The sequence below is a fragment of the Dactylosporangium sp. NPDC005555 genome (assembly GCF_040605635.1).
Classification (GTDB): Bacteria; Actinomycetota; Actinomycetes; order Mycobacteriales; family Micromonosporaceae; genus Dactylosporangium.
Genome location: NZ_JBEXDG010000080.1, coordinates 21,431 through 38,717 on the forward strand (window position 1 = coordinate 21,431; position 17,287 = coordinate 38,717).

General features: G+C 74.7%; 12 protein-coding genes and 2 pseudogenes. 8 read left to right on the plus strand and 6 right to left on the minus strand.

The window, feature by feature from the left end:
* Positions 1 to 87: 87 nt before the first annotated feature.
* Genes ABZS58_RS46280 through ABZS58_RS46300 form a run of 5 tightly spaced genes read left to right on the plus strand, consistent with a single transcriptional unit; the run spans position 88 to position 5,134 of the window.
* Positions 88 to 1,728: a class I adenylate-forming enzyme family protein gene (locus ABZS58_RS46280; protein ID WP_354790710.1), complete on the plus strand. Its 1,641-nt coding sequence runs from the start codon at positions 88 to 90 to the stop codon at positions 1,726 to 1,728.
* Positions 1,721 to 3,106, plus strand: a complete 1,386-nt coding sequence (locus tag ABZS58_RS46285) for a condensation domain-containing protein (RefSeq protein WP_354790711.1) — start codon at positions 1,721 to 1,723, stop codon at positions 3,104 to 3,106. The genes ABZS58_RS46280 and ABZS58_RS46285 overlap by 8 nt, the downstream gene beginning before the upstream one ends.
* A complete protein-coding gene (locus ABZS58_RS46290) occupies positions 3,103 to 4,029 on the plus strand; it encodes a 3-oxoacyl-[acyl-carrier-protein] synthase III C-terminal domain-containing protein (protein WP_354790713.1) in 927 nt (308 codons plus the stop codon). Before ABZS58_RS46285 ends, ABZS58_RS46290 begins: the two co-directional genes overlap by 4 nt.
* 26 nt (positions 4,030 to 4,055) lie before the next feature.
* Positions 4,056 to 4,340, plus strand: a complete 285-nt coding sequence (locus tag ABZS58_RS46295) for an acyl carrier protein (RefSeq protein ID WP_344502406.1) — start codon at positions 4,056 to 4,058, stop codon at positions 4,338 to 4,340.
* A 2-nt stretch (positions 4,341 to 4,342) separates the two neighbouring features.
* Positions 4,343 to 5,134 carry a 2-hydroxy-acid oxidase gene (locus ABZS58_RS46300; protein WP_354790714.1) on the plus strand — a complete coding sequence of 264 codons (792 nt, stop codon included), beginning with the start codon at positions 4,343 to 4,345 and terminating at the stop codon, positions 5,132 to 5,134.
* A 32-nt stretch (positions 5,135 to 5,166) separates the two neighbouring features.
* Here the strand turns inward: ABZS58_RS46300 and ABZS58_RS46305 are convergent, their stop codons facing one another.
* Genes ABZS58_RS46305 through ABZS58_RS46315 form a run of 3 tightly spaced genes read right to left on the minus strand, consistent with a single transcriptional unit; the run spans position 5,167 to position 8,218 of the window.
* A complete protein-coding gene (locus ABZS58_RS46305; protein ID WP_354790716.1) occupies positions 5,167 to 5,823 on the minus strand; it encodes a 4'-phosphopantetheinyl transferase superfamily protein in 657 nt (218 codons plus the stop codon).
* The gene (locus ABZS58_RS46310) at positions 5,820 to 7,094 is read right to left on the minus strand and encodes a PLP-dependent aminotransferase family protein (RefSeq protein WP_354790718.1); all 1,275 of its coding nucleotides are present in this window, start codon (positions 7,092 to 7,094) and stop codon (positions 5,820 to 5,822) included. The genes ABZS58_RS46305 and ABZS58_RS46310 overlap by 4 nt, the downstream gene beginning before the upstream one ends.
* Positions 7,094 to 8,218, minus strand: coding sequence for an alpha-hydroxy acid oxidase (locus tag ABZS58_RS46315; RefSeq protein ID WP_354790719.1), 1,125 nt, complete (start codon positions 8,216 to 8,218; stop codon positions 7,094 to 7,096). The genes ABZS58_RS46310 and ABZS58_RS46315 overlap by 1 nt, the downstream gene beginning before the upstream one ends.
* Before the next feature lie 64 nt (positions 8,219 to 8,282).
* Between ABZS58_RS46315 and ABZS58_RS46320 the strand changes: the two genes are divergently transcribed.
* Genes ABZS58_RS46320 through ABZS58_RS46330 form a run of 3 tightly spaced genes read left to right on the plus strand, consistent with a single transcriptional unit; the run spans position 8,283 to position 10,817 of the window.
* The gene (locus tag ABZS58_RS46320) at positions 8,283 to 8,981 is read left to right on the plus strand and encodes an SGNH/GDSL hydrolase family protein (RefSeq protein WP_354790721.1); all 699 of its coding nucleotides are present in this window, start codon (positions 8,283 to 8,285) and stop codon (positions 8,979 to 8,981) included.
* A gap of 2 nt (positions 8,982 to 8,983) precedes the next feature.
* Entirely contained in the window at positions 8,984 to 9,919 is a 936-nt protein-coding gene (locus ABZS58_RS46325) for an alpha/beta hydrolase (RefSeq protein WP_354790722.1), read from the plus strand.
* 28 nt (positions 9,920 to 9,947) lie between these two features.
* Positions 9,948 to 10,817, plus strand: a complete 870-nt coding sequence (locus tag ABZS58_RS46330) for an aminoglycoside phosphotransferase family protein (RefSeq protein ID WP_354790724.1) — start codon at positions 9,948 to 9,950, stop codon at positions 10,815 to 10,817.
* Positions 10,818 to 12,248: 1,431 nt separating this feature from the next.
* On the opposite strand, the pseudogene ABZS58_RS46335 reads toward ABZS58_RS46330, so the two are convergent.
* The 3 genes and pseudogenes from ABZS58_RS46335 to ABZS58_RS46345 form a co-directional block, all read right to left on the minus strand.
* A pseudogene (locus ABZS58_RS46335) lies at positions 12,249 to 13,295 on the minus strand (NB-ARC domain-containing protein); the annotation flags it as partial.
* 141 nt (positions 13,296 to 13,436) lie between these two features.
* On the minus strand, positions 13,437 to 16,520 hold the full coding sequence (locus ABZS58_RS46340; RefSeq protein ID WP_354790725.1) for an FtsX-like permease family protein: 3,084 nt from the start codon (positions 16,518 to 16,520) through the stop codon (positions 13,437 to 13,439).
* Positions 16,521 to 16,902: 382 nt separating this feature from the next.
* Positions 16,903 to 17,287: pseudogene (locus tag ABZS58_RS46345) on the minus strand (ABC transporter permease); the annotation flags it as partial.

Genomic DNA, 17,287 nt, shown 5'->3' on the forward strand with positions numbered 1-17,287 from the left:
AGGTCTTCAAGCTGTCCTTTCCGCCCGCGACCGAGTCTTCGACCGCGGCCGGGCTTTCGACCGCTACCGATACCGAGGAGTAGACCCATGGCGTCCACGAGCATCCGGGCGGCGCTCGCCGCCGACCCCGACGTCGGTGCCGGCAACGTGCTGCACAAGCTCATCGAGCACGGCGCGCCGCTGGACGGGCCGGGCATCGCGTTCGACGTCGACGTCGACGGCTTCCCCGCCTGGCAGGGCCTCACCCTCGGCGAGCTGCGCGAGCGGGCCGCGGCGCGGGCCGCGTGGCTGCACGCGAACGGCATCGGCCGCCGCGACCCCGTCGCGATCTACGTGTCCAGCAGCGCCGACTGCTTCCTCAACTGGATGGGCCTCGTCTGGCTCGGCGCGATCCCCGCGCTGATGAACCCGAACATCCCCGGCGACATCGCCGCGGCGTACATCGCCAAGCTGCGGGCGACCGCGCTCATCACCGACGCCGCCCACATCGAGCGGCTCACCGGCCACGACGTCGACATCCCCGTCATCGACGCGGCCGACACCGGCACCGGCGACCCGGCGGCGGCGCCCGCGCCGTTCAAGCTGCACGCCGACGACCCGATCGCCATCACCCACTCGTCCGGCACCACCCGCATGCCGACCGCCGTCGTGCACTCGCACGCCAGCCTGTTCCACGCCACCCGCAAGATCCGGCTGAGCGGCCCGAGGGCCCAGGGCACCGAGCGGATCCTCAGTGCCCTGCCGGCCCCGCACGCGGCGGGCATCATGACCATCAACCACGCCCTGAGCAACCGCTCCGAGCTGCTGTTCCTGTCGCAGCAGAGCGACGGCGGCGCGGTCCTGGACGCCATCGAGCAGTGGAAGCCGACCGGCGTCTTCGGCTTCGCGGTCACCTGGTCGGAGCTGGCCCGCTTCGACCTGGAGCAGCACGACATGGACTCGGTCGCGCTGTGGTTCAACACCGGCGACTGCGCGCACGAGCCGCACATCCGCAACCTCGTCAACGTCGGCAGCCGCAACACCGTCGTGCGCTCCGCCGAGGGCCGCGCCGTCGTGCAGCGGGTCAAGGGATCGAGCTTCGTCGACGGGCTCGGCTCGACCGAGATGGGGCACTCCGCCTTCCACATCACGCACGGCCCCGACACCGAGCGCTACGGCCGGTGCGTCGGCGTGCCGCACGTCTTCGCCGACGTGGCGCTGCTGGACACCGCGACCGGCGAGGAGGTCCCCGTCGGGCGGGTCGGGCACTTCGGCCTCAAGTCCCCCACCCTGGCACCCGGCTACTGGAACGACCACGTCAACACGTACCGGAACCGCCTCAACGGCTACTACCTCACCGGCGACCTGATGTTCCGCGACGAGGAGGGCTACTACTACCACGTCGACCGGGCCGTCGACTCCGTCGACCTCGGCGGCGGCAACTGGCTCTACACCGCCATGTCGGAGGAGCAGATCCTGCGGGCCGTGCCGGACGTGCGGGACTGCACGATCGTGTCGTTCAAGACCGACGCCGGTGTCGTGTCCGACGTGCTCCTGTCGCTGCACGAGAGCGCCGACCCGGCCGCCGACCACACCGACGCGGTCACCGCCGCGCTCAGCCCGGCCGTCGCCGCGACGCTGCGCAAGGTCGTCGTGTTCCCCGACGAGAACATCGTGACCGGCCCCACCGGCAAGGTCCGCAAGTTCCTGATGCGGCAGCGGCACCTCGCCGAGATGGCGAATGCCTGACACGTACCTGCCGGCCCCCGCCGCCGCGATCCGTGCCCCGATCTCTGCCACGGAACGGATTCCGGTGCGGTTCGACGGCGACGGGGCCGGGCTCGGGCCGCTGTCCTGGGGGCAGCTGTCGATGTGGCAGGACATCGTCCGCCAGCGCTCCTGGCTGCCCATCGGCGGCTGGGCGCCCCTGGAGCCCGGCACCACCGTCGAGGACGTCGCCGACGACCTGCGGTGGGCGATGCGGCGGTACCCGACGTTCCGCACCAGGCTCCGCTTCGACGGCGACGGGACGCCGCTGCAGTCGGTGGCCGCGTGGGGCACGATCGGGCTCGACGTGTTCGACGCGCCCGACGGCGCCGACCCGGCCGCCTTCACCGCGGCGGTCGACGCCCACTACCGGGCCCTGCCGTACGACTTCGTCGAGGAGTGGCCGGTGCGGATGGGGGTCGTGCGGGCCGGCGGTTCGCCCGCCTACCTGTCCACCGTCACCTGCCACCTCGTCACCGACGGCTTCGGCGGGCTGCTCATGCTCCGCGAGGTCGCCGCCCGAGGCTCCGCGTCCGGCGAGCCGGGGCCGACCACGGGGACGCAGCCGCTGGAGCAGGCGCGCTGGCAGGCGTCGCCGGACGGGCGGAAACAGGCGGACAAGGCGCTGCGGCACTGGGACAAGATGTTGCGGCAACTGCCGCCCGCCGCGTCGCTGGTTCCTCGCGAAGGGCCGCGGTGGCACCGGGGCGAGTTCACGTCGGCGGCGCTGTACACCGCGACCCACGCCGTCTCCGTCGTCGCCGACATCGACACGTCACAGGTGCTGATGACGTGCCTGGCGCTGGCCGTCGCCGAAGAGGGCCGGCCCGCGATCATCCGGCCGATGGTGGACAACCGCTTCCGCCGCGGCCTCGGCGACGTCGTCGCGATGGTGGCCCAGCACGGCATCTGCGTCGCCGACGTCGCCGGCCTGGACTTCGACGAGGCGATGCGCCGGACCGGGATCGCGGCGATGCTCGCCTACAAGTGGGCCTACCACGACCCTTCCGCGGTGGCCGCGCTGGCCGGGACGCTCGACGTCGACCTGCACCTCGACCTGGACGCGGGGGTCTGGCTCAACGACCGGCGGACCATCAGCCGGCAGATGTTCCCCGGCGACAAGCCGACCGCCGGGCAGGTCCGCGCGGCCGCCCCCGGCGGGTTCCGGTGGACCGTCGCGCAGGACGACCCCTACGACCCGCTGAACATCGACGTCGACGACGCACCCGGCGTGTTCACGCTGACCTGGTTCACCGACACGTGGCGCACACCACCGGCCCGGGTCGAGGCCCTTGCCCGGTCGATCGAGGCCCTCGCGGTACAGCAGGCGCTGACGGCACTGGAAAAGGAGACCGCGTGACCGCTCTCGTCGCCGTCGGCACCCACGTGCCGCCGGGCCGGGTCCCGATCGAGTCGCTCGCCGAGGAGTTCGAGCTGACGCCGATGCAGCTGCGGGTGTTCCGGCGCTACCACAAGCTCGGCTCCGCCGCGCAGGCGCCGGACACGTCCCTCACCGACCTGCTGCGCCTGGCGGTCGCCGACCTGCGGCTCACCACCGACCAGACCGCCCGGATCCGCTACGTGCTCTACGCGCGGACGTTCCCCGGCGTGGTGCCCTACCCGGTCAACCCGCTGCACGACGTGTGCCGGTCGTTCGGGCTCGAACACGCGCAGGCGTTCGCGGTCGGCCACCACGCGTGCGCCTCGGGGCTGCTCGCCGTCGACCTCGCCGGCCGGCTCCTGGCGGCCGCGCCCGAGGGTTCCCTCGCCCTGATCCTCACCGGGGAGAAGGCGTTCACCGGCGAGGCCCGCTTCGTGCCGGAGACCTCGATGTTCGGCGAGGGCGCCGCCGCGTGTCTCGTGGCCTCGGACGGCCCGCGGGACCGGCAGCTGTCCTACGTCGCGGACCTGCGCGGCGAGTTCGACGGCGAGCTGGAGGAGGTCGCCGGGGAGTTCCAGCGGATCTACCACGACGCGCTCGGCGCGGCCGTCACCGACGCCGTCGACCGGGCCGGGCTCACCCTGGACGACATCACGCTGATCCTGCCGCACAACGTGAACCAGGTCGCCTGGCAGCGGGTCTGCAAACGGATCGGCTACCCCCTCGACCGGGTCCTGCTCGACCACGTCGCCGACTACGGTCACGTCTTCTGCGCCGACGCGTTCCTCAACCACCGCACCGCCGTGGAACGCGCGCTGCTGCGGCCCGGCGACCGCTACGTCATCGCCGCCGCGGGAGCGGGCCGCGGCGCGGCCTTCTCCGCCATGGTCTTCGAACACTGACATTCTCCGTCCGAAAGGGATTTCCGATGAGCGACACCACCACCATCGACCCGGACCTGCGCCAGCAGGTCGTCGACACGATCTGCGAGCTGCTGCCCCGGGTGCTGAAGCGGGAGGTCACCGGCGCGTCGGAGACCACCACGCTCATGGACGACCTCGGCATGAGCTCCACCACCGGTCTCGAGCTCGTCCTCGAGCTGGAGGACAAGCTGGAGCGGGAGATCAGCGTCGAGGACATGGGCCGCGACAACTTCGAGACGGTCGGCAGCCTCGCCGACTACGTCGCCGGAAACCTGCTCCCGGAAGAGTGAGCATGCCCGACGATGACCGCTGGGGCCTCCGGCGCGCCGAGTCGCGCCGGTTCCCGTCCCCGGCCGCGCTCGCCGCGGACACCGGGCACGCCGCGCGCCTGTCGGTGTACCTGACGGACCTGCTGTCCCCGCACGACCTCACGCTGACCCCCGGCGCGCTCGACCCGGTCCGCGGCCAGTCCTACGGCGAGATGGCCGCGGAGCTCCTGCCGTCCTCGCCGATCGACCTGCTGGTGCTCGCCTACGACGTGCCGGACATCTCGCCGGGACGGGCGGTCAGCACGTACCTGACGCACATCTGCCCCGGCCAGCCGATGTCGTTCGCGGTGTCCGACCAGGGCCGCGCCGCGGCGTTCACGGCGCTGTCCCTGATCCGCACCTACGCCGCGACCCATCCGCGGGCGCTGCTCATCGCCGTCGAACAGGCCGACCTGCCCTACGACCCGGGCGTGCCGGTGACCCTGCCCGCCGCGCACGCGGCGATCGCGCTGCACCTCGACGCGGCCGCCGCCGCTGCCCTGTCGTCGGTGACCGTGCTGCCCGACACGTCCCCGTCGCTGGACGTGCTCAGCGGGCTGGAGGGTCTGGACGCCACGACCGTCATCCTGGGCGGCGGGCTGGCGGGATACGCCGAGGACGTGAAGGCCGACCGGGTCGTCCTGGCCGACCCGGCCCAGCCGATGACCGGGGTGTGGGAGTCGCTGGCCGGCCTCGACCTGGCCGCGTCGGGACGGGTCGCGGTCGCCGACTACGACCCCGGCCTGCGCTACCTCTGCGTGGCCGCCTTCGGCTGAACGCCGCTATCCGTAGGCGTGCCTGAACGCCGCTATCCGTAGGCGTGCTGGTTGACGGTGAAGGGATCCTCGCCGGCGAGGGCGACCGCGGCGCGGAAGCCCTCCGGGGCCTTGAGGTCCTCGATCCGGAACGGCCCGTCGTGCTCGACCACCACCGGCGCCGGGCCGGCGACCGGCGTCGCCAGGCCGCGGGTCAGCCGCGCCCCGGCGGCCTTCACCAGGGACTCCTTGCGCGCCCACAGCTCCGCGAACAGCTCGTGCCCGCCGCCGCCCGCGACGTCCGCGGCCTCGGCGGGCGGATAGAAGCGGCGGGCCATCGCGGCGCAGTCCAGGGCCGGCACGACCCGCTGCAGGTCGACCCCGACGGGCCGCCGGGCCGACACGGCCACCATCACCAGGTCGCCGGAGTGCGACAGGTTGACCTCGACGCCGGTGTACCGCCCACACAGCGCCGGCTTGCCGTTGGGATTGTGTGCCCAGCGCAGCTCGCCCGGCGGCGCGTCGAGGACCGCACCGACGATCCGCCGGGTGACGGCGTGCGCCACGACGAACCGGCGCCGGTCGATGGCGTGCACGACCGACGCGTGCCGGCGCCGCTCGTCGTCGTCCAGCAGCACCAGCATGTCCGGCAGCGCGGGGTCCGGCACCCGGGCGTCGGCCAGCCACACGTCGACGATGTCGGACCTCATGCCGTGGCCAGGAGCCCGGCGAGCCGGCGGACGCCCTCCTCGATCTGCGCCGGCTCCAGGGCGCTGCACGACAGGCGGATCTGGCGGCTGCCGCCGCCACCGAGGTAGAAGAACCGCATCGGCGTCCACAGCACCCCGTGCTCCCGCGCGGAGACCTCGAGCAGGTCCTCGGACGCGTCGACCGGCACGTCCACCACGACGAAGAACCCGCCGCTGGGGCTGTTCCACCGCACCGCCCCACCGCCGAGATGCGTTTCGAGCGCGTCGAGCAGCGTGCGCAGGTTGCGCCGGTAGAAGCTGATCTTCGAGGCGTTCGCGGTGCGCAGGCTGAAGCCGCTGTCCAGCAGCATCCCGCCGACCACGGCCTGGGAGAGCGCGGACGTGTTGACGGTGAGCATGCTCTTCACCGTCGACAGCTCCTCGGCCAGCAGCGTGCGCCGGCCGGCGGCGTCGACGACCGGCTGGTCCGCGACGAGGAAGCCGACCCGCACCCCCGGGAAGTACGACTTGGCGAACGAACCCAGGTAGATGACCCGGTGCCCGGTGTCCAGGGACTTCAGCGTCGGGCGGGGCTCGTCGTCGAGGCCGAACAGCCCGTACGGGTCGTCCTCCAGGATCAGCAGGTCCGCCTCGTCGGCGACGTCCAGCAGCTCGCGGCGGGTCGCCACCGGCAGCGACACGCCCGACGGGTTCGCGAAGTTCGGCACCAGGTAGAGGGCTTTCGGGGTGCGACCACCGGCCCGGACAGCCGCGGCGACCTCCCGCACCGTCGAGGGGCGCAGCCCGTCCGGCGACTCGGGCACCGGCACGACGTCGATGCCCAGAATCCGGGCGGCACCGGTGAACCCGACGTAGCAGGGCTCGGCGGCCAGGACGACGTCGCCGGGCCCCGCGCACAGGCCGCGCAGGGCGATGATCATCGCCTCCTGGCAGCCGGCGGTCACCATGACCGCCTCGTCCGGGACCCGGATGTCCTCGTCGACGTCGAGCATGCGGGCGATGAGCCCACCGATGTGGCCGTTGGTCCGCCCGTACTGGGTCAGCATCACCCGGCTCTGCGCGGCTGTGACGCCCCGCTCCTGCAGGTGCGTGAGATACGCCTGCAGGTGCTTGTCGACGTCGGCGGCGGAGTGGAACTCGTCGAACGGACGGCCCGCGGCGAGCGCGATCGCGTCCGGGAAGCGGCTCGCGACCTCGTTGAGGAAGTTCATCGAGGCGGACACCGGGTCGGAGACCGACACGTGCAACGCCTCGCGGGACAGCTCCACCATCACAGCTCGCCTTCTGCTCGCGCCCCTGCTCTGTCCCGCACCACCGACCGGTCCAGGCTCGCGACGCCCGGGCGGCCGGCGAGCGCCATCGCGTGCACCAGCTCCTCGGTCGTCGTGCGCAGCACCCCTTCGACGCCGTCGGCGCCGCCGGCCGCGAGCCCCCACAGCGCCGGCCGGCCGAGGAGCACCATGCGGGCGCCGAGGGCGAGGGCGATGAGCGCGTCGGTGCCGCGCCGGACCCCGCCGTCGAACAGCACCGGCACCGCGCCGGCGGCCGCGGCGGCGACCTCGGGCAGCGCGTCGAGGCTGGCGACGGCACCGTCGAGCTGCCGGCCGCCGTGGTTGGACACCACGATCGCGTCGGCGCCGTGCTCGACGGCCAGGGCCGCGTCCTCGCCGGTCAGGATGCCCTTGAGCACGATCGGCAGGCTCGTGCGCGACCGCAGCCAGGCCAGGTCGGCCCAGGTGATGCCGGCGTCGAAGGACTGGGCGGCGTGCTCGGCGATCGCGGAGTGACCGGCGTCGCTGTGGTGCGTCAGCGCCATGACGGCCGCGTCGATGTTGACGGCGGCGACGTCACCGCCGATCGCGAACCCGTTGCGCATGTCGCGCCAGCGCCGGCCGATGCGCGGCGCGTCGACGGTCAGCACGAGCGCGCCGTAGCCGGCGTCCTCGGCCCGCCGGATCAGGCTGGTCATCACGTCGCGGTGGCGGAACCAGTACAGGTGCAGCCAGAGCGCGCTCGTGGACGCCTCGGCGATGTCCTCGAGCGTCCGGCTGGCGAAGACACTGACCACGAACAGCGCCCCGGCGGCACCGGCCCCACGCGCCGTGGCGACCTCGCCCTCGTCGTCGACGAGGCGGTGATACGCCGTGGGCCCGACCCCGACCGGGGTGGCGAATCCGGTGCCGAACAACGAGACGGCGGTGTCGACTGTGGACACCCCGGTCAGCACGCGCGGCCGGAACCAGAACCGGTCGAACGCCTCGACATTGGCCCGCAGGGTGCGCTCGGACTCCGCACCGCCCTCGATGAAGTCCCAGACGTCCGCGTCGACGAGCTCGCGCGCCAGCCGCTGATAGTCGGAGGCGGTCAGCACCGGCCCGGTCTGCGATCGTGTCACCGGCGCTCCATAGGCGGTAGCCTATCGGAACCACGCCACGACCGACAGGAGCCGAAAGGCTTGCATGGGCACCGACAGCATGCTGACAGCCGAAGTATCCGACCCGTTCTGCCTCGCCGCCGGGGAGGCCGCCGCGCTCCTGCGAGGGCACCCGTGGCACCGGTTCGCGATCCTCGGTGACAGCGTCGCGGAGGGCCTCACCGAGCACGTCGACGGCTACCATCCCCTGGCCTTCCCGGACCGGCTGCGGGTCGAGCTGGAGCGGCACCGGCCCGGCCTCGCGCACCTCAACCTCGGCCGCCGTAACCTGCGGGCCGCCGAGGTCCTGGCGACGCAGCTGGGCCCGGCGCTGGCGTTGCGCCCCGACCTCGCGCTGGTGATCTGCGGCGCCAACGACGCGATGCGCCCCGGCTACGAGTCGCGTGCCGACGCCGTCGACGCGACCCTGACCGCGCTGATCCGCCCGCTGCAGGACGCCGGCGCGCGGGTCGTCACCGTGTCGCTGTTCGTCATGCCCGACTATCCATCGATGCCGACGTGGCTGGGCCCCGCGTTCTCCCGCAGGATGACCCTGCTCGGCCGCCGCACCGCCGCGCTCGCCGCGACCCTCGGCACGGTCCACGTCGACCTCGCCACCCACCCGTCGATCGCCGCCGGTGAGGTCCTCACCGGCGCGGACGGCCTGCACGGCAACGCCCGCAGCCACGCCATCGCCGCGGCGGAGATGATCCGCCGCCTGTCCCGTGAGATCCAGGGAGCCTAGAGATGCCACTCGACCCGCAGCTGCAGGCGATGCGTGACCAGCGCGAACGCGACGGCGCCGCCCCGCTGTACTCGATGACCCTGCAGGCGGCCCGCGCCGCCGACCTCGCCTCCATCAAGGCCGGCGGCGGCGACCCCGAGCCCGTCCACGAGGTCACCGACCATGCCATCGACGGCCCCGACGGTCAGCTGCAGGTCCGGGTGTACCGGCCGAGCGCCGACCGTCCGCTGCCGGTCCTCGTCTACTTCTACGGCGGCGGCTGGGTCCTCGGCACGATCGACACCGCCGACGGGATCAGCCGCACCCTCGCCAACAGCGCCGGGTGCATCGTCGTCGTGCCCGGCTACCGGCTGGCGCCCGAGCACCCGTTCCCGGCGTCGATCGAGGACTGCTGGGCGGCGGTGCAATGGATCGCCGCCAACGCTTCCACGTTGGGTGCCGACCCGGCGCGGATCGCGGTCGGCGGCGACAGCGCCGGCGGCAACCTGGCCGCCGCGACGACCCTCATCGCGCAGGAGGCCGGCGACCTCAAGCTCGTCGGTCAGCTGCTCGTGTATCCGAACACCGACCAGCTCGCCGACGACGCGTCGATGCGGGAGAACAGCGACCCGTACCTGTTCAACCACCACTCGGTCGCCTGGTACCGCAAGCACTACCTCATCGACCCCGACGACGCCGAGAACCCTCTCGCGTCGCCGTTGCGGGCCGAGACGCTGAAGGGCCTGCCGCCGGCGCTGGTCATCACCGCCGAGTACGACCCGCTGCGCGACCAGGGCGAGCGCTACGCCGAACGGCTCGCCGACGACGCGGTCCCGGTCACGCTCGCCCGCTACGACGGCATGGTCCACGGGTTCTTCGCCATGGCCGGGATCGTCGACGAGAGCCGGGTCGCGCTCGCGCAGGCGGCAGCGCAGCTGCGGGCGTGGTTCGCATCGTGACTTCGCTCGATCGCCACGTCGGGAGGACGTGGTTCGCATCCTGACGACCGCCCTGGCCCGCAACGTCACCGGGGTCTGGGGCGCGGCCGGGGAGCGGTGGCTGGCGGACCTGCCGGCGCTGGTCCACGGGCTCGCCGCGGACTGGGACCTCACCATCGGTGAGCCGTACGACCTCACGTTCCACTACGTCGCCGCGGTACTGCGGGCCGACGGCAGCCCGGCGGTGCTGAAGGTCGGCTTCGAGCTGGCGGTCGAGGCGACGGCCCTGACCGCGTTCGACGGCGGGGGCGCCGCCCGGCTGCTGCGCGCCGACCCGGCCCGCGGCGCGCTGCTGCTGGAGCAGGTCTCCCCGGGCGGGCGCCTCCGCGACCTCGTACCGGCGCGGGACCCCGAGGCGACGGAGGTCCTCGCCGGCCTGATGCGGCAGCTGCACGTGGCCCCGGTCGCGGGCCTGCCGACGGTGCTGTCGCAGGCCGCCGCGTTCGACCGGCACGACGGTCCGGTCCCCGCCGATCTGGTGCGCGACGCGGCGGGCCTCATGCGGTCCCTGTGCGCGACCGCGTCGCGGGAGGCGGTCCTGCACGGCGACCTGCACCACGACAACGTCCTGTCCGGCACCCGCTCACCATGGCTGGCGATCGACCCGCACGGCCTCGTCGGCGACCCCGGCTACGAGGTCGGCTCGATCCTGTTCAACCCCCACCCCGACGACCGCGACCCGGTGCTCCTCGACCTGGTCCCGGCGCGGCTGCGGCAACTGTCGGCGGCCCTCGGCGAGCCCGAGGACCGCCTCGCCGCGTGGGGCTTCGTCAAGGCCGTCCTCTCCTCGGTGTGGACCGCCGACTCGGGCGGCGACCCGGGCCGCGCCCTCGACGTCGCCGTGCTGCTGCGTCCCTAGGGCAGGCGGGACAGCAGTCCTTCGCCCCACGGGAAGTCGATGTCGCCGATGAGCGCCTCGGCGGTGGCGCGTTCGCGGACGGCGGCGTCGCGGTGGCCCTGCGCGTTGAGGACCGTGGCGGCGCGGAGCCTGGCCTCGCCCTCCCGGACGCGGTCGCCGAGGCGGTGGCAGCGCTCGGCGCTCTCGCGGTAGTGGGGTGACGGCGGCGGCGAGGTCGTCGCGGCGTTCGGCGATCCGGCCGAGGCCGAGCAGGGCACCGGCGACCGCGGCGCCGTTGCCGACCCGTTCGCCGAGCACGCGCATCTGGGTGAAGCCGGCCTGCGCGTCGTCCCAGCGTCCGTCGCCCTCCGCCGCCCAGGCGACCTCCTGGTGGTAGTGGGCGAGGAGGTAGTCGTCGCCGGCCCGGGTCGCGATGCCGGGCACCTCGCCGGTGACGGCGTCGGCCTCGGCGGTCCGGCCGGCGAAGCGGTACGCGAGGCCGAGGACGAGCCGCACCCAGCCGCCCTGCACCGTCTCGCTCGCCGGCAGCAGCTCCCGGGCCCGTTCCATCATGGGCAGGCTCAGCTCGTGGCGGCGGAAGTTGTTGTACAGGGTGCCGAGCGCCGTGCGTACCTCGACCTCCTCCTCGACGTGGCCCAGCTCGACGAACAGGTCGAGCGCCTGCAGCAGCGCGGCCTCCGATTCGGCGAAGCGGTGCAGGTCGCGCAGGGCCTCACCGCGGCGGCGGAGGGTCTGTGCCGTCTCCGACCGGTCACCGGCCGCCAGTTCGAGGGCCGCGTCGGCGGGTGGCAGCGCCCGTTGCACCTCACCGGCGAGCGTCCACGAGTGCGACACCCAGCGCAGCGCCCTCGCCCGCCGCACCGGGTCGCCGGCGGCGGCGTCCGCGGCGGCGGTCCAGACGGCGAGGCGGTCGAACGGGTCGGTGATGTCCCCGTGGACGTCGTCGACGAGCGCGCCCACGGCGTCGTGGCAGGCCGTGGCGACGCCCTCGGCGAGGACCGCGGGCAGTCCGGCGGTGTCATCGGCGGTCCGGTGCAGGCGCAGCCACGTCAGCAGCCGCCCCGCCGCGCCGGCGTGCTCCCGCACGGTGAGGGTCTCGACGGCGAACAGGCGCAGCAGGTCGTGGAGGTGGAACTGTCCGGGTCCGGGCGACTCGACGAGGAACGCGTCGACGAGCCGGTCCATGGACTCCTCGGCCTGCGGCACGCCGACGCCGGCGCGGGCGGCCGCCGCCTCGAGCGTGAACACCTGCCCTGGGTGCGACCCGGCCCGCCGGAACACCAGCCGGTCCACTTCGGACAGTTCGGCGTACGCGGCCCGGAACGTCGACCGGACCGCGAGGTCGCCCTGCCGGAGCTCGTCGAGGCGCCGGTGCTCGTCGGCGAGGCGCGCCGCGAGCGCCGACGGTGTCCACTGTGGACGCGCGCGGAGCCGGCCCGCCACGATCAGCACCGCGAGGGGCAGCCCGGCGCAGGCGACGACGAGCGCCCGGGCGCCGGCGGGGTCGCGGCGGACGGTCCCGGCGCCGGCGACCTGCTCGAGCAGCTCGATGGCGGCGTCCTCCGGGAGGGCTTCCAGGGGCACCGCGTGCGCGTTGGCGACCCCGGTCAGCTGTCGCCGGCTGGTGACGATCGTGGCGCACCGGGCCCCGCCGGGCAGGAGCGCCTCGACGTGGGCGGCGTCGCGGGCGTCGTCGAGCAGGACCAGGACGGCCCGGTCGGCGACGGCGGACCGGAAGCGCGCGGCGAGCTCCTCGGTGCCGCCGCGCCGCTCGTCCTCGGGCACGCCGAGCGCGGCGAGGAACCGGCCGAGGACGGCCTCGGGGGCGACGGGCTCGGCGGACGCGCCGCGCAGGGTCGCGAACAGCTGCCCGTCGGTGAACCGCGGCCGCAGCGCGTGCGCGGCGCCGAGCGCGAGGGACGTCTTGCCGGTGCCGGGCGCGGCGGCGAGGGTGACGACCGGCGACTCCCCGCCGAGGACGCGGACGATCTCGGCGACCTCCTCGTCCCGGCCGAACAGCGGCGTCGCCGCGGGCAGCTCGGACGGCACCGGCCCGGCGGGCGGCGGCGGGCCCGGCAGCGGCGGCGACGGCTGGGAGGACTGCTGCTGCCAGAACGCCAGGCCCGCACCGGCGACGCCGAGGACCCCGACGGCCGGCCACGCCAGCCACGCGACCTCGTCGAGCGGGGCGGGCAGCGTGCCGCCGGTCGCGACGTTGACCGCGACCGCCAGCAGCACCGAGAACAGGCCGGACACGACCGCGAGCAGGATGCCCGACCGACTCCGCATGCGAAGATCTTCGCCGATGCGCGGCGCGCCGACAAACCCGGCCACCGCCTCCCGGTCACCAGCCACGGGCGAGACGCACGGACCCGCGACCCTCCGCGGCGCGAGGTATGCCTCGAACGTCACCCCCTCCGGACGCACCCGATCCCGCCGGCCATTGACGCCTCCGGCAACCTTCGGTCCCGGCATCATGCCCCGCCCGGACCGGCCGACGACCGACTGCACGGCGACGAGGCTCGGGCTCGACACGACCCCTTGGAACGCCCGCACAGGCGGTCTTGGCGCGCGTGGGTGCTGCGGACGCCGCCGCCGGTCGCGGTGGCCGGTCCCGGGTCAGGGGCGAGGGGTTGCGGTGGCGGGGGTGGGGCGGCCGGCGGCCAGGGCAACCGTCGTGAGCAGGGTGACGGTGAGCAGCCAGGTCGACGGCACGAGGACCGGGCCGGGCCAGCTCGGCAGCGGCAGGTCCGGGAGGTCCTCGCCGAAGACGGGAAGTGCCCAGCCGGTGAGGCGCCAGGTGAGCATCGCGGTGGCCAGGCCGAGGATTCCGGAGGTGGCGACGAGGACCGGATACGTCCACAGCAGAGTGCGGGCCGCGCAGCGGCGGCTCAGGCCCTGGGCGCGCAGCGCCGTGAGATCGGCGAGGCGTTCACGGCGGTCGACGGCGATGACGAGGGCGAGGCCGCCGGCGCCGAGGATGACGGCGAGGATCCCGGACAGGACGTGGAACCAGACGGCGAGGGCCGGACCCTGCGCGGCGAGGCGGGCCTGGGTGGCGGCGACGCCGCGGTCACCGGTGATGACGAGGCCCTGCGCGGTGAGCCGGTCGAGGACGTCGGCGGGAGCGGCGGCGCCGAGCCACACCTCGGGGTTTCGGGCCTCGCCCGCGTCGGTGGCGGCGCGGTCGGCGTACTCGAGGTCGACGAGCGTCCCGTCCGTGCCGAGCCGGGGCACGGCGGTGACGCGCCCGGCGGCGCGCACCTCGACCGGCAGACCGTCGAAGCCGGCGACGACGGCGGCCCCGGGCAGCCCGACCGTCGACCCGCCGGGCACGGCAACCGCGGACGCGGTGGACGCGGCGGGCAGCGTCGTGGTCGTCACCACGGGCAGCGGCGCGGGGATGTCGGCGGCCTGGACCCAGGCGCCGTCCGGCAGGCCCTCCGGCGCGTCGAGGGTGACGCGGAGCCCGTCGGGCGCGGCGGTCAGGGTCGCGCCGGCGGAGCGCCAGCGGGACACGTCGGCGAGGTCGGTGCCGGACACGGCGACGGCGGCCGGGTTGATGCTGCCGATGCCGCGCAGCACGATCGTGAGCTTGACGCCGCTCGCGGTGGTGTCGGGGGTGAAGTGCAGGCCCGCGACCCGGCAGCCGCCGGCGCAGACCGCGGTGCGCTGCTGGAAGGTGTACGGCCCGTCGTGCAGCACCCCGAACCCGACGGTGGCGGTGCCACGGCCGGTGACGGAGGACAGCACGACGCTGAACCCGACGGGTTTCCCGACGACGGCGCCATTGACGGTGACGTCGAGGGACACGTCCTGACCGGCGATGACGACGGGCGCCGGGGCCGGCGGGCGCAGCAGCGCGCCGACCCGGCGGGCGTCGAGGTCACCGTACTCGTCCTGCCAGGTGGCGACGGTCGCCAGGCGGGTCGCGTCGACGGCGAGCTTCGGCGTCTCGCCCGGCCCGCCGGCGGGCAGTGCGGCGACGGCCATCGCGTAGTCACCGGCCGGGTCGGCGGCGCGCACGGCGTGCAGCAGCTGCGCGCGGGTCAGCGGGGCGACGGTGAGCACGCGGGGCGCGCCGGTGCCGATCCGGGCGGCGAGGTCCCGGTCGCGGGCGGCGACGTCGGCGGCGGTGACCGCGAAGCCGAGCACGGCGACGGCGGCGGTGAGCAGCAGCAGGAGCCGCTGCGCGCCGGGGCGGCGGGCCAGCTGGAACGCGGCGAGCGCGGCGCCGAGCCGGCCGCGGCGCAGCGCCCGGTCGCCGGCGGCGCGGGCGAGGGGGACGACGGCGCGGGCGGCGGCGAGCGCGAGGGCGACGATGACGAGGGCGGGCGCGGCGAGCGCGATCCCGGCCAGGGAGCCGCCGGTGAGGAACAGCTGGGCGGTGGCGGCGACGGCGAGCAGCCCGACGACGATCTCGGCGGTGACGAGCCGCCAGCCGGTCAGCTGGGCACGGACCCGCCGCATCAGGTCGGCGACGCCGCTGACGAGGTGCCGGCGCTGCGCGAGGAGCATCGCGACGACCGCGCCGAGCAGCGCCCACGGCGCCCACCGCAGCGCGTCGAGGCCGAGGACGGGCGTGTCGACGCCGGGGAAGCGCCACGCGACGACGGCGGCGACGAGCAGCTGCCCGGCGACGCAACCGGCGAGCCCACCCGCGAGGAGCGCGGCGAGGTTCTCGCCGACGGTGAGCCACCAGCGGGTCCACCAGCGGGCGCCGCGCAGGGCGATGACGGCGAGCTCGGGGCGGCGGCCCTCGGTGCCATATCCGGTGGCGATGAAGATGACGGCGTAGGCGAGCAGGAGCAGCGGCGCGGCCCCGACGGGGATGCTGCGGCGGGCGAGGTCGCGGCTGCGGTCGATGCGGTCGAGCAGCTGCGGGATGCCGGTGCTCAGCGTCAGTGCCCGGCCGAGGAGCGCGCCGCGGCCGTCGATGCCGGCGAGGTCACGCCGCAGGCCGGGCAGGCTCGCCTCGGTGATGGTGCCGGGCGCGGCGGTCGCGTCGATGGACACCTCGCTCGGGCCGTGCGACATGGCGCGGACCGTCTCGGCGGTGGTGAGGACCGGCTCGCCCGGGCGCGCGTTGTGGTCGAGCCGGAAATAGTCGTGGCTGCCCCAGTACTGCCCGTCGGGGTCGGGCGTGCGGTAGGTCCCGGCGATGGTCAGCGGCGTCGCGTCGCCGTCCGCGACGTAGATCGGCCGCGTCGGGTCGGTGCTGATGACCGCATACGTGAGGGTGATCAGGTCGCCGGCGGCGAGGTGCAGCCGGTCCGCGGTCCGCTCCCCCAGCATCACCTCGCCGGCGGCGGCGAGGCACCGGCCGGTGACGACCGTGACATGGGCGCAGACGTCCTGCCGGTACAGCAGGCGCGACGCCTCCCGCGGGTCAGGCTCGATGCCGATGGCGGGGAACTCCTCCGCGAACACCTGCGTGAACCCGGGCAGCGCGACGATCGCGCCGCCGACGTCGGCGAACGAGACGCCGCCGGGCTCCCGCTGCTCGTTGACGGTGGCCCGCACGGTCAACGACAGCTCCGCGGGTGTGGCGGTGGCGACCTGCCCGGCGACGACCGCCCGGTCGACGGCCCGCAGGTACGCGGGAGCGGCAACGGCCGCGGCGACCGCGAACAGCGCGAGCAGGGCCAGGGTCACCGCCTGCCCACGACGCGCCCGGAGCATCCCCAGGATCAACGACATCATCGCGACACGCTCCGATCAGCGGCGACCCGCCCACCCGGTCGCCTGCGAACAAGCACCGCCGACAACCAGGCGAGACCCAGCACGAGCAGCGCGACGACGACAGCCGCGCCGAGCACCACGGACGGCAGCACAGACCGTCGAACGGCCACCGCAACCAGCCACATCACCGCGGCACGCTCCGATCCGCGGCGACCCGCCCGCCCAGTTGTCCGCTGAATGGCACCGCTGCCAGCGACATCACCGCGACACGCTCCCCGATCGACGACGACCCGCCCGCCCGGTCGCCTGCGAAGGGCGCCGCTGCCGGACACGTCATCGCGGCACGCTCCGGTCGGCGGCGGGCTGCCCGGTCGCTCGCCACGGGGCACCGCCACGAACCGCGTCATCGCGGGGCGCTCCGGTCGGCGGGGAGGTGGCCCAGTTGCCTGCTGAGCGGGAGCGCGGCGAGCCACCAGGCGAGGCCCAGCACCAGCAGCGCGACGGCGACGGCCGTGCCGAGCGCCGCGGGCGGCAGCGCGGACGGTGCCGGCATGACCTGCCAGTCGTCGACGAACGGCCGCCCGGGTGGGCCTGTGACCAGGCGGGCGGCGACGGCGGCGAGCAGCCCGGCGACGGCGCCGAGGACGAGCACCGCCGCATACCCGGCGCGGCCGGCGGTGACGGCGACGCGGGCCGGCAGGCCCTGCCGGCGCAGGGCGCGCAGCTCGGTGCGGCGGCGGCGGCGCTCGACCGCGACCGCGACGGCGAGGGCGGCCGCGGCGGCGAGC